This window comes from Betaproteobacteria bacterium (genome assembly GCA_016720855.1).
Classification (GTDB): domain Bacteria; phylum Pseudomonadota; class Gammaproteobacteria; order Burkholderiales; family Usitatibacteraceae; genus FEB-7.
Window position 1 is genome coordinate 693,456 of record JADKJU010000002.1, and the last position, 11,837, is coordinate 705,292.

Genomic DNA, 11,837 nt, shown 5'->3' on the forward strand with positions numbered 1-11,837 from the left:
AATCACCTCTCGTGTTGTAACTGCGGGGTTCTGACCGCGCCCTTTTCCATGATCAACCGGATGGCGGGAAAGGCCTTCTGCGCGACTTCGGGCACCGGCTTCCAGCGCCTGTCCGGCGCATAGCCGAAGGGCTGCGTCCCGGGCCCGTCCCCGGGCGTGCCGACGACAATGCGACCCACCATGCCGGCGGCTTCGTGCGGTTGACAGAAATAATCGTAGACACCGGGCAGGGAGAATGTGTGCTCGAACGTCGAACCCTTGGCCGGATATTGGGCGAGCAGGATGCCCGAATCCCACGATTGCGCCCGGTCAGGGATGCGCCGCTCGTGATTGCCGTTGCGCGGGTCATACGCCGTTGTGGAATGGTATCCATCGACCTGTACCCAGCGCACGGTATCACCCGGCTGGATGTGAAGGCCGATCGGATCAAAATAGACCCGCGAGCCGTCTTTCGACATGACCGCACGCACATCGAAGGTGCGAGCCGCGGCTGCGGAGCCGGTCAGCAGCGCCGCCAGCAGCACAAGCAACCCATATCGACCGATAGGCCCCCGACGGCGCTCAATCATGGCGTGACATGCCGTGCAGATATCGTCGAAAGCCGGTCGGCCCTATTTGAGATCAGTGTCCTGCCGATGCTTGGTAATCAGCCACTCGATCACGTGGTAGTGAGGCTCTTCGACTCCGGGATGGCCGGGGTTGTAAACGAAATCGGTGTGATCGATTTTCAGATTGCCGAGCTTGTGCCCCATGTTTTCGTAATTCTTGTGGCCATTGAGGTCTTTCAGGGGCACCATGTAGACGACGTTGGCCAGGTGGCCCTTCTTGTCGTAACCCAGAAACGGCCCGATCGGCAGCGTGGCCGGATCGACGTACAGCACCCCCAGTCCGGGCAGATACTCCGGAAGCGTGACGAGCGTACTGACTTTCTTGAAGGCGGCGGGCGGCGTGGTATGGATATCCGCCGCGGCAGACACTCCGGTGATGGCGACCAGACACAGCGCCGACACAGCGCCCAAGACGAACCGATAAACGCGATTCATGGCCATTTCCCCCTGCGTAGTTGGAATAAGACATGCAAGCGACGAATTTGACGCCTCACTCTATCTTCACCAGCATTCATTTCGCTGTCGGGCTTTCATGACAGTTTCTGTCGGATTTCATGGAGACCCTCCGGATAGCGGGCAGCGGCTCCGTCCAGGCTGGCGAGAACTCAACCGTTACGCCGGAAATGGCCCAGGCGCCGCTGGCTGATCGCCGCAGCGCTCTCGCCGTATTCGCTCTCGTGTCGGCGCTCGGCCTGATCGTCCTGGATCTGTCTACCTGGGCTCCGCTAGACGTGGCCTCGATCTATGGCCTGCCTTTGATGCTTGCCGGCGCCACGCGTGATCGAAGGGTGCTATGGATCTTCACGGTGTTGCTCATCGTTGCGACTCTCGTCGTATATGCCCTGCAGTTCGGACCGGGCTCGCATACGCTGCGGGAGCCTGTCTTCTACAACCGGCTGCTCGACGTCGTGTCATTGCTGGCCATGACAGGTCTGCTGCATATCTGGATCACTTCGATACGCACGAGCGAAGCTCGCGCACGGTTGATCAAAGCCCAGGACGAGAGGCTCGAGGCAGCCAGACTTTCCCATAGGCTGGTCGAGGTGCAGGAAACCGAGCGGCGCGCGCTCGCCAATCAACTCCACGACCTGGTCGGACAGAAGCTGACCGCGCTCGGCATCAACTTGGAGATCATGAAAGCGCCATCGGGACCGCCGGACGCGACGAAGGACAACGCGCGGCTGGAGGATTCGGCGAAACTGGTGCAGGAGACGATCGAAAGCATCCGCAATGTGATGGCCGAACTCAGCCCTGCGGTGCTGGGCGACTTCGGCCTTGCGCCGGCGCTGCGCTGGTACGCCGAACAGTTCAACAAGCGCACGGGGGTGGCCATTTCGGTGCAAGAGCAAGGGCAGGCGCGCCGGCTGGCGGCGCGCGCGGAAGAGGAGTTGTTTCGCATCGCCCAGGAGGCGCTCGCGAACGTGACCAAGCACGCCCGGGCCCGGGAAATCGTGGTGACATTGGAGTTCATGCCGCGGGACATCCGCCTGAGCATCGCGGATGACGGGTGCGGATTCGACGCGACGGCGCCTCAAGAGCCTTCGCGGGACGATGGCTGGGGGTTGATGATCATGCGCGAGCGGGCGGCGACGGTGGGCGGGCAATTCGAGGTGGAGTCGGCGCCAGGGCGCGGGACGCGAGTCAGCGTCATCTTGAGGAGTGATGCCCCATGATCAGGGTGCTGCTGGCGGACGATCACGCGGTGGTGCGCGACGGCCTGCGAGCCCTGCTGGAAGCGCAGCAGGACATCGAAGTGGTGGGGGATGCAGCGAACGGACGCGAAGCCCTGCGCCGGACAAAGCAACTGCAGCCGGACGTGGTCGTCATGGATATCGGCATGCCCGAGATCAACGGAATCGAGGCGACGCAGCTCATGCACGATGCGTGTCCCTCGACGCGGGTGCTGATCCTGTCGATGCATTCGACCACCGAGCACATCTTTCGCGCGCTGCAGGCGGGAGCGAAGGGCTATTTGCTGAAGGATGCCGCCGGCCACGAGGTGGTGGACGCCGTGCGCACCGTGCATCAGGGGCTGCGCTACCTCGGCCGCAGGATCACTGCCACCGTGGTCGACGATTACATCGCCGAACGCCGCCAATCAAGCCCCCTGGAAGGCCTGAGCCGGCGCGAGCGACAGATCCTGCAATTGGTGGCGGAGGGGAAAACGAGCGCCGAGGTCGCGACGATGCTTTTTCTGTCGCCGAAGACGGTCGACACCTATCGCAGCCGGATGATGCACAAGCTCGGTATTACCGACCTGCCCGGCCTGGTCAAGTTCGCCATCCAGCACGGGGTGACGCAGCTCGACTAGGCGCTCGCAGCGTTCTGCTGCGTCGGGACCACCGCTGCAGGAGAACCCGGCGCGAAACCGGGCATCAAGGATCCCTCACAGGAAGTGTCGACGTTCCCCGGCACCGTCGCGGACGATCCGACATCACACTCCTGCAAACGCGTCTGCCAGTACGGCGACGCGGGTCTGCGCGCTCGATGAACCACCCGATCGAAACACGCCGTCTCACCGCGAGTCTCCGAAGTGCGGAGAGCGTGGCTCTTCGAGACGCCTCATCAGAAGAAGGAAGCAATATGGACAATCTTCAGGAAATCGGCGCCAACCTGGTTGGCCTCGGCCCTCTGGCCGGTTTGGTCGGTGTCTGGGAGGGAAGCGACGGCACGGATATCTCCCCGGGCAAGCCTGACCGGAAGGTGAACGACACCGAAAGGAGCTATCGCGAGCGGTGGGCATTTGAAGTGATCAGCCCGGCGGTGGAAAACCATGATCAGAAGCTGCGCCAGGTGGTCTGCGATACCAATGCCTGGCGCGGAACCCGATCCACGGCGGGCAAGGAGGCGGGAGAAGCCTTCCACGCGCAAAGGGGTTACTGGATTTGGGATGCCGCCACCAAGATGGTGCTGAACTCGTTCAGCGTGCCGCGCGGTATCGTCATCAACGCCGGCGGCACGGCGGAACCCGACGCGACATGTTTTGAGCTTGTGGCGCAAGCAGGATCGGAGACCTACGGCATTTGCCAGAATCCCTACCTGCTCGAGAACTTCAAGGTGGTGCGCTACAGCCTCAAGCTCACGCTGAACCGGGACGGCAGCTTCGACTACGAGCAAGACACCCAGCTCGAGATCAAGGGTCGCGGACTGCTCCACCATACCGACGCCAACCACCTCAAGCGCAAATCCTGAGCATCGGTCAAGCGGAGCATCAAGGATTCCTGACCGAGACTGTCGGAGATTCCCGATAGCCCGGCAATCGGGCCGGTATGACACTGCTTTCACCGAGGGATTGCTGCGTCGCCATTTTCCGCCTCCCGCAGCGACGCCGCGCGGGCTCTGCGCAAGTGCGATGATTCGCGGGGGCGTGCTTTTCGGGAAACTTCGGCGCATGGACAAGGTTTCCCGTATTCGATCTGGGCATGTTCCCAGCCAAGGAGCGATCGTGGCGACATCGAAAAGGATCCTTGCGTTAGTGCTCGCGGGTGGACAGGGTACGCGCCTGCGCCCGCTGACGAACGAGGATGCGAAGCCGGCACTGCCGTTTGCAGACGGCCATCGCATCGTGGATTTCGTCCTGAGCAATCTCGTCAACTCGCGGATTTCACCCATCTACGTTCTGGCGCAGTACAAGCCGCACTCGCTGATCCAGCACCTGAGCATGTGCTGGGGTCTGTCTTCCCTCGACGAGAATCGTTCGTTGGAGGTCATTCTTCCCGGCAGGGGGAGCAACGCCAGCGGCTATCGAGGCACCGCGGATGCGGTCAATCAGAACCTGCATCTGATCGAACGGCATGAGCCCGACCTGGTGGCCGTGTTCGCGGCCGATCACGTCTATCGCATGAACATCCGGCAAATGGTCGAGTTTCACGAACTGCGCCAGGCGGACGTGACCGTCGCCGCGGTCCCCGTCCCGCTGGAGAGGGCATCGTCCTTCGGGATCATCGGCGCCGATGCCGACGGGCGCATACGCGAGTTCCAGGAAAAGCCGCAGCGTCCCAATACGATGCCGCTCAGGCACGACTACGCCTATGCCTCGATGGGGAATTACCTGTTCATGCCGGAAGCGCTGATCGAGGGGCTGCGCCAGGCGGACGCGCTCGGCGAGTATGATTTCGGCCGGCATGTGTTGCCGCGCTTCGTGCAGAGCCATCGGACCTACGCGTACGATTTCGCCACCAACAGGGTGCCGGGCATCGAGCGCGACGAGGAGTCCGCCTACTGGCGCGACATCGGTACGGTCGAGGCCTACCAGGCGGCGCTCTCCGATGTCGCCGGCCCGAAGCCGCGCTTCCGGCTGTGGAACACCGAGTGGCCGATCCGGGGCAACGCCGCCGAGGCGGTTGCGGGCTGTGCGCTCCGGACCATGGCAGCGCCCATGCTGCAACCGCCCAGGCAAGCAGCGGCGTGTGCCCACATTGCCGGCTGCGAATAGGGGTGACACGGGAATATCGCGGGCGGAGGCTTCGGCTGCGGGGAATCGGCACAACCCGTGTCAAGAATCTCCTACCCGACGCGTCAGGACTTCCCTGTACCGGAACCGCTGGCGAAATGCCATTGTCACCGAACCCCCGCGAGGCTCACGGGCAACCGGTTTCAGCAATGGAGACGACCATCATGGAAATAACCGCGTCCAGGACGCCTGTGGCAGCAGCGATCTTCTGCGCTTTCGCGATGGCGGCATTTGCCACAGCGACTGACGCCGCGGGTCCGGCAACCGAGGTCTACGTCGCCAGGCTGCAACCGATGAACGCCGCGCCGACACATCACGAGACTACGGGCACGGCCAGGTTCGAGGTTCAAGGCGACAAGTTGACGATTACGGTGAGTGTCAAGGGTGCGGCGCCGAACATCACACACTGGCAGCACTTCCATGGGTTGAAGGTGAACCGGGCGGCCGATTGCGCCACGCAGGCGGCCGATGCGAACGGCGACGGATTCATCGACCTGATCGAAACCGAACCGGCATCCGGCACCACGATGGTTCCGTTCGACGACATGCCGGCCGCGATGGACGTCGCCCACGGCACTTATCCGAAGGCGGACGCCCACGGCAACTACACGTACCGCAAGGTCGTTTCGTTGAAGGCGTTGACTGCGGCGTTCGCCAAGGCGTTCGACGGCCAGCCGCTCGGCCTGGACACGCGCGTCCTGCTCATTCACGGCGTGCCGGCCGATACCAGGCTGCCGGCAACGGTGAAGTCGCTCGGCCCGATACCGGCGCACGTCACGTTGCCAATCGCCTGCGGCAGGATCGAACGCGCGGGACGGTAATCCGGACGGCGACCCCAGACTCCCTCGCTCGTGGCCGGGCCGGGTCGAGCTCCCCGGCCTTGCGCACCCATGCGGACCCGCGCAGCGAACGGTTGCGACCCGCCGATCGATTCAGTTCCGCTTTCGTGGTTTCCCGCGTGCGGGCTTTGCCTTGGCGGGCTGTTGAGTGGCGGCGACGTGACGCAGGCCGACCAGCGCCGGCGTGACGTTTTTTGCATCGGCATCCTGCGAATAGACGGCATAGGCGGGGTACAGGAACTCCGGGGCTCCGCGCACCAGGCTCAGGCGGCCGTTGCGCAGATAGGGGGCCACCGAGTGCATCCGGAAATACCCCGAACCGCCTACCTTGAGAATGTACTGGAGTCCGAGGGGACCAAGGTCGACATACGTGCCCGGGTTCGACAGCTCCGGATGGGTCAAATCATGGTGCGCGACGAAATCAGCTCCCCAGTCCACATACACGTAGGCGTCCGGGCGCACCGCACCCTTGCGCCGCGCTTTCGTCACCATCACGAGCTTCTCCTTCATCAGCAGCTCGATCTTCAGTCCCGGCCTGTGCTGCGGGGCATACGTCACCGCGATGTCGATCACGCCCTGGCTCACCTGGTTCATCAGCCCGTCCGGCAGCCCGACTTGCGCGCGCAGCGCGAGGTGCGGCGCCGAGCGCCGCATCCATACCAGCCAATCGAGCAGGAACGGATTCCACAGGCTCAGCTCGCCGGCAACGGCCACGACGGCGCGCAGTCCGGGTGGAACCGCCACCTGCTGCCGGGCCCGCTCCCAGACCTGGACCAGCAGCAACGCGTAGCGCGTGAACTGCTCGCCGGCGGGCGTCAATGAGGCGCCGGCCTTGTTGCGCACGAACAATTTCCGGCCGAGCAGGGCTTCGAGCGTGTGCACCCGCACGCTTACGGCAGTCTGCGTGACGTGGAGCCGCTCGGCGGCGCGCACGAAACTGCCGCAATTCATGATCTCGAGAAAGGTGCGCGCCAACGTGATGTCCATGGGCTGTCTCCGGAGCGGACCCTGTACCCAGCATGAACAATACTCGATTCAAATACGATTAAGTTTCGTTTTACTCGATCCCGATCCAGGTCGAGCATGGTGGCACCAGCCGATAAGGATCGAGGATGGCGACTGAAGGTGACGCGACAGCTGGAACCCGCCGCAAGCGCGCCGACTGCCGGATCAATCGCCGCGGCGTACGCCGGCCGATCAAGCTGAAGCGGGTGTGCGAGAAGCCCGAAGAGGCTGACGGCCTGCGCGTCCTGGTGGACAGGCTCTGGCCACGCGGCCTGAGCCAGGGTCAGGTCGCCGCGGATCTGTGGCTGCGCGAAGTGGCGCCGAGCAACACGCTGCTGCGCTGGTTCGGTCACGACCCGCGCCGCTGGAGCCAATTCCAGCAGAAATACCGGGCGCAGCTCGCCCAGCAGCCGGAATTGCTGCATACGCTTGACGATCTGCGCCGGCGCACGCCGATCACACTCCTCTTCGGTGCGCACGACGAAGCACGCAACAACGCGGTCGTCCTGCGCGACATTCTGGATGCCCGGGGAGGGAGTCCCATGAAAATGGGAGACTCGGATGCCGCCGAAACGCCATCAAACTGAGGAGTAAGCATGAACCGAACCCGGCTGCTGCGCGATCTCGGCCAGAGTCTCTGGCTGGACAATATTACCCGCGAGATCCTCGACAACGGCACACTTGGCCGCTATATCGACGAGTTCTCGATTACCGGGCTGACCTCGAACCCCACGATCTTCGAACACGCGATCGGCAACACCGGCGCGTACGATCGGAGCATTCGCGACAAGGCGGCGGAAGGAAAAGCCGGCGAGGCGCTGTTCGTCGAGCTCGCGCTGGAAGACCTGCGCCGCGCAGCCGATCTGTTCCGGCCGGCGTTCGACGCCAGTGACGGCGTCGACGGCTGGGTATCGATGGAGCTCTCGCCCCTGCTTGCCGACGACACCGCGGGCAGTATTGACGCGGCGGCGCGAATCCAGCGCCAGGCCGAACGGCCGAACCTGTACGTGAAGATTCCCGGTACGCCCGCCGGCATTCCCGCGATCGAGGAATCGATCTACGCCGGCGTGCCGATCAACGTCACGCTGCTCTTTTCGCGCGAGCAATATCTTGCCGCGGCCGAAGCCTATCTGCGCGGGATCGAGCGCCGCATGGACGTCGGCCGCGATCCGCGCGTCGGTTCGGTCGCCTCGCTGTTCGTGAGCCGCTGGGACAAGGCGGTGAGCGGCACGGTTCCAGACGAGCTGCGCAACCGGCTCGGCATCGCGATCGCCGGACGCACCTACCGCGCCTATCGCGAGCTGCTGGGCTCGCCGCGATGGCGCAGGCTCGCCGCCGCCGGTGCGCGTCCGCAGCGATTGCTCTGGGCCAGCACCGGCACCAAGGACCCGCAGGCCTCGGAGACCCTGTATCTCGAGGCGCTGGCGGCGCCCGACACCATCGATACCATCCCGGAAAATACCCTGCACGCCTTCGCCCTGCGCGGAGACGTAGCGGGACCGCTGCGGGACGACGGCGGCGATGCGGAGCGGGTGCTCGCGCAATTCGCGCAGGCCAGGGTGGATGTCGACGCGCTCGCGCTCGAATTGCAGCGCGAGGGTGCGCAGGCGTTCGTCAAGTCGTGGCAGGCCCTGATGCGGCGCATCGCCGACAAGAGCAAGGCGCTCGCCACCGCCGGCTAGGGAAACGCCGGACGGCGGTCCCTCAGACCTGCGCGGGCAGCATGGCCGCGGCCGGGGAATCGTCCGCAACGCTCGCCCGTGCCTCCATGGATGCGAGGAAACGCCACACGAACCCGAGCGTCACCAGCAACAGCCCCGGATAACCCACGCCGGCAAGCAGATACGGCAGCGTCGGGTCGCCATCCACGCGAACCCGCGGCAGATTGAAGCTGAGCAGCCCGAACGTGACGATGGCCCCGAACACCCACATCACCATCAGCCAGATGCCCGCTTCGAACCCGGTGAGCGGCCGGCGCCAGCCAGTGGCGGCGCGGGGCGTTGCCACATCGGCGTGTGCTGCGTTGCGCATGTCACCGCCGGCCGGAATCCGTACCCGTTGCCCCAGCGTGAACAAGTCGTAGGCGAGGATGCCGGCGCCCGTGGCGAAGACGATGCCGAACAGCGGCAGCAGCAGCTTGTAGACGCCCATCGCGGGCGAGACATCGCCGCCGAACCAGTCCAGCCCCAGAATGCGGTAGACATAGATCTGCACCGTGCCGCCGATGGAAAACGCGAACGCCATGCCGAGGATGCCGGTGAATACAAACCAGAACCCGAGCTTGCCCAGGCGCTGATCGTAGTGCGGAGCCTCGCGCATGATCGGTATGGCGAAATAGGCTGCCGCGATGCCGAGCATGCCGAATGTGCCGAAGAGCGCCAGGTGCGCGTGCCCCGCCGTCACCCAGGTGCCGTGTGACCACACGTTGGTGAGCGCGAAGGTCATGATGAAGCCGAGGATGCCCGCGCCGACCAGCTCCAGCACTGTCGAGCCGAGGAGAAAATAGAACGCCGGCGCGTTCTCCAGCGGGAGCTTGTTGGTGTGCGCGTCCAGGTAGATATGCCAGAAGCAGAATACCAGCGGCAGTGGCTCGAGCGCGCTGAACAGAGACCCCCAGAACTGCCAGAACTCCGGCGTGCCGACCCAGAAGTAGTGATGCGCGTTGCCGATCAGCCCGGACAGCCAGACCAGCGTGATGCCCCAGAACACCGCGAAGCCCACCGACCTGATATCGGCCTTGAACATCAGCACCAGGAACATGCCGATCAGGCTGATGTGAATGACCTCCCACACGCCTTCCACCCAGTAGTGCACCACGAACCAGCGGAAGTATTCCTGCAGGTCCAGGCGCGCCACGTAAAACAGGCCGAATACCCACACTGCCATCAGCGCGGTGACGCCGAGACCAAGCCCCCAGTGCACTTCGTTCCACTCGCGCATCGGCGGGAACGTGCGCAGGACCACATAGCAGACGATGGCGAAGCCCACGAGGATCAGCAAGCCGGCAATCCGCCCGGCCTCCAGATACTCCAGCCCCTGCTGCAGCCACGGCTGCCCCAGCCACCAGCCGGCGATGCCGCGTTCGGCCAGGAACTGGGTGAAGAAATTTCCCACCACGATGACGATCATCGCAAGGAACAGCAGCTTGATCAGGCCCGGCGCCACCATCTCCCGCCTGGACAGCAGCGGACTGACAAACAGGATCGCGCCGATGAAGCCGCTCACGATCCACATGATGCCCAGGTTGAGGTGCTCCGCGCGCACGACGTTGAAGTTCATCACGCCTGAGAGCAGGGTCGGGTCGACGTGCTGGGCGGCGAGGATCATGCCGTCGGCGACCTGGATGACGAACAGCACCAGCATCAGCATGAAGAAGCGCAGGCTCAGCCGTTGGGTCTGGTATTCGATCCGCATCACTGCTTCTCCAGGGTGTGGAGGTAGGCCACGATGGCGTTGACTTCATCGTCCTTCAGCAAGGTATCGTAGGCAGGCATCACGCCGGCCGGATAGCCCGCCACGATCTTCGCGTTGGGCTTGAGGATCGATTCACGCAGATACGCATCGTCCGCGGTGACGGTGCTGGCGTCGGCGAGCCTGGTCTTCGAGTTGTACATGCCACCCCAGCCGGGGCCGACCACACGTTTGGCATCGGTCGCATGACAGGCCAGACAGCCGTTGTCCTTCACCAGTTGCGCGCCGCGCGCCGCGGGATCGAGCGCGGCCCTGGCCGGTTCCGGTGCCGCGGCAGCAGGAGCCGCCGGAGCCGCTGGCGCGCCGCCATGCGCAAGCTGCAGGCGGCGAGCCAGGCCCGTCACCTCCACCTTCGGCGGCCAGCCTTCGGTGTTCATTGCGGAGGTGTACTTGAGGAAGGCGATCAGCTGGCCGACTTCATCCTTGGTGAACGGCAGATTGGGCATGTGCGTCGTGCCGCCGCCGCGCCGCTCGATTTGTATCGCCGCACCGGGAAATTTTTTCAGGTAGGCCTCGATCGAGCCGGCGCCGGTATCGGCCTGCTGGTCGGGATCCGGCAGTTGGGCACGGACCGCCCCCATGGTCGGCCAACCTCCCGCCGACGGCAGAAACGCCGCCAGCCATGCGGGCCCTACGCGCTTGTATTCTCCGGTCAGATCCGGGCCCAGGTAGGCGCCGTTGCCAACCAGGGTGTGGCAGCCCATGCAGTTGTAGGCCTGAAACACCCGTTTGCCCTGGTCGGCCGTGTACTTGCCGTAGGTGATCAAGTCCGGCGTCGTCTGGCCGCGCGAGTCCAGAAACGAAAAAATCGACAGCACGATGAAGATCGCGGCCATGAGCGCCAGCATGAGCAGCGCGCCGCGCCGGCGTGGCGTCTCGCAGCTGCTGCCCCCGACGCCGCAGCTCACGAGCGCTTTCCCTTGTCGGCGAGCACGCGCGGATCGGCCGCTGCCGGTGCGGCAACTTCCGACGTGTCATGCAGAAACAGGATGCGAAGGCTGCCGATGAAGACGTAGAACACGTAGACAGCCAGCACGAAGCCGGACACGAAATAGATCCACCATGCCGCGTGCGATTCGGGCCAGTATTCGAAGTCGCGCCAGAATGGCCACGACAGCAGGAAGGCGGCCACGCTGGCCAGCAGTGAAAGGGTGAGATCCGTGAGGCGCTGCGTCATGCGATGACTCCTCGAACGGGTATGCGCGCAGCCCGGAATCGTCGAGCTTCACCAAATCGGCTGCTCGATGGAATCGCGCGAGTGACGACCGTAATGCAGGGGTCAATATTGGCCCCGTCGTCCGGGCGGGGTCAAGCCAGCGCACGCTCGAAAGACCATGCCGGGCGCACGGTTGTTATATGCATTGCCGATGAGGTGCCCCGGCGGCGAACGTGCGTTGACGCGGGTCCACCGCGGGCACTTTCGTGGTTGTACCTACGTGCGGGTTGACTCAGGTCAATGGT

At 64.3% G+C, this 11,837-nt stretch carries 12 protein-coding genes and 1 pseudogene; 7 read left to right on the forward strand and 6 right to left on the reverse strand.

The window, feature by feature from the left end; genetic code table 11:
- Positions 1-2: 2 nt before the first annotated feature.
- The gene (locus IPP91_10405; protein MBL0142483.1) at positions 3-569 is read right to left on the reverse strand and encodes a hypothetical protein; all 567 of its coding nucleotides are present in this window, start codon (positions 567-569) and stop codon (positions 3-5) included.
- A gap of 42 nt (positions 570-611) precedes the next feature.
- Entirely contained in the window at positions 612-1,019 is a 408-nt protein-coding gene (locus IPP91_10410; protein ID MBL0142484.1) for a hypothetical protein, read from the reverse strand.
- 143 nt (positions 1,020-1,162) lie between these two features.
- Between IPP91_10410 and IPP91_10415 the strand changes: the two genes are divergently transcribed.
- From IPP91_10415 to IPP91_10435, 5 genes are all read left to right on the forward strand, one after another.
- On the forward strand, positions 1,163-2,281 hold the full coding sequence (locus IPP91_10415) for a sensor histidine kinase (GenBank protein ID MBL0142485.1): 1,119 nt from the start codon (positions 1,163-1,165) through the stop codon (positions 2,279-2,281).
- Positions 2,278-2,919 carry a response regulator transcription factor gene (locus IPP91_10420; protein ID MBL0142486.1) on the forward strand — a complete coding sequence of 214 codons (642 nt, stop codon included), beginning with the start codon at positions 2,278-2,280 and terminating at the stop codon, positions 2,917-2,919. Before IPP91_10415 ends, IPP91_10420 begins: the two co-directional genes overlap by 4 nt.
- 272 nt (positions 2,920-3,191) lie before the next feature.
- Entirely contained in the window at positions 3,192-3,800 is a 609-nt protein-coding gene (locus IPP91_10425; GenBank protein ID MBL0142487.1) for an FABP family protein, read from the forward strand.
- A gap of 199 nt (positions 3,801-3,999) precedes the next feature.
- Complete coding sequence (locus IPP91_10430) at positions 4,000-5,043, forward strand: NTP transferase domain-containing protein (GenBank protein ID MBL0142488.1); 1,044 nt, start codon at positions 4,000-4,002, stop codon at positions 5,041-5,043.
- Positions 5,044-5,210: 167 nt separating this feature from the next.
- A complete protein-coding gene (locus tag IPP91_10435) occupies positions 5,211-5,882 on the forward strand; it encodes a hypothetical protein (protein MBL0142489.1) in 672 nt (223 codons plus the stop codon).
- Between the two features lie 111 nt (positions 5,883-5,993).
- On the opposite strand, the gene IPP91_10440 is transcribed toward IPP91_10435, so the two are convergent.
- Positions 5,994-6,887, reverse strand: coding sequence for a LysR family transcriptional regulator (locus IPP91_10440; GenBank protein ID MBL0142490.1), 894 nt, complete (start codon positions 6,885-6,887; stop codon positions 5,994-5,996).
- A 125-nt stretch (positions 6,888-7,012) separates the two neighbouring features.
- On the opposite strand from IPP91_10440, the gene IPP91_10445 reads away from it, so the two are divergent.
- A complete protein-coding gene (locus tag IPP91_10445; GenBank protein ID MBL0142491.1) occupies positions 7,013-7,492 on the forward strand; it encodes a DUF488 family protein in 480 nt (159 codons plus the stop codon).
- Positions 7,493-7,501: 9 nt separating this feature from the next.
- Positions 7,502-8,587, forward strand: coding sequence for a transaldolase (gene tal / locus IPP91_10450; GenBank protein ID MBL0142492.1), 1,086 nt, complete (start codon positions 7,502-7,504; stop codon positions 8,585-8,587).
- A gap of 22 nt (positions 8,588-8,609) precedes the next feature.
- Here the strand turns inward: tal and IPP91_10455 are convergent, their stop codons facing one another.
- The 3 genes and pseudogenes from IPP91_10455 to IPP91_10465 form a co-directional block, all read right to left on the reverse strand.
- Positions 8,610-10,319 carry a cbb3-type cytochrome c oxidase subunit I gene (locus tag IPP91_10455; protein MBL0142493.1) on the reverse strand — a complete coding sequence of 570 codons (1,710 nt, stop codon included), beginning with the start codon at positions 10,317-10,319 and terminating at the stop codon, positions 8,610-8,612.
- Complete coding sequence (locus IPP91_10460; GenBank protein ID MBL0142494.1) at positions 10,319-11,221, reverse strand: cytochrome c; 903 nt, start codon at positions 11,219-11,221, stop codon at positions 10,319-10,321. Before IPP91_10460 ends, IPP91_10455 begins: the two co-directional genes overlap by 1 nt.
- Positions 11,222-11,346: 125 nt before the next feature.
- Positions 11,347-11,553: pseudogene (locus tag IPP91_10465) on the reverse strand (hypothetical protein).
- Positions 11,554-11,837: the final 284 nt, after the last annotated feature.

Bases quoted from the DNA above. Each gene is read 5' to 3' on its own strand.
- IPP91_10405 (MBL0142483.1), bottom strand. From the start codon at position 569: ATGATTGAGCGCCGTCGGGGGCCTATCGGTCGATATGGGTTGCTTGTG.
- IPP91_10415 (MBL0142485.1), top strand. From the start codon at position 1,163: ATGGAGACCCTCCGGATAGCGGGCAGCGGCTCCGTCCAGGCTGGCGAG.
- IPP91_10420 (MBL0142486.1), top strand. From the start codon at position 2,278: ATGATCAGGGTGCTGCTGGCGGACGATCACGCGGTGGTGCGCGACGGC.
- IPP91_10425 (MBL0142487.1), top strand. From the start codon at position 3,192: ATGGACAATCTTCAGGAAATCGGCGCCAACCTGGTTGGCCTCGGCCCT.
- IPP91_10430 (MBL0142488.1), top strand. From the start codon at position 4,000: ATGGACAAGGTTTCCCGTATTCGATCTGGGCATGTTCCCAGCCAAGGA.
- IPP91_10435 (MBL0142489.1), top strand. From the start codon at position 5,211: ATGGAGACGACCATCATGGAAATAACCGCGTCCAGGACGCCTGTGGCA.
- IPP91_10440 (MBL0142490.1), bottom strand. From the start codon at position 6,887: ATGGACATCACGTTGGCGCGCACCTTTCTCGAGATCATGAATTGCGGC.
- IPP91_10445 (MBL0142491.1), top strand. From the start codon at position 7,013: ATGGCGACTGAAGGTGACGCGACAGCTGGAACCCGCCGCAAGCGCGCC.
- tal (MBL0142492.1), top strand. From the start codon at position 7,502: ATGAACCGAACCCGGCTGCTGCGCGATCTCGGCCAGAGTCTCTGGCTG.
- IPP91_10455 (MBL0142493.1), bottom strand. From the start codon at position 10,319: ATGCGGATCGAATACCAGACCCAACGGCTGAGCCTGCGCTTCTTCATG.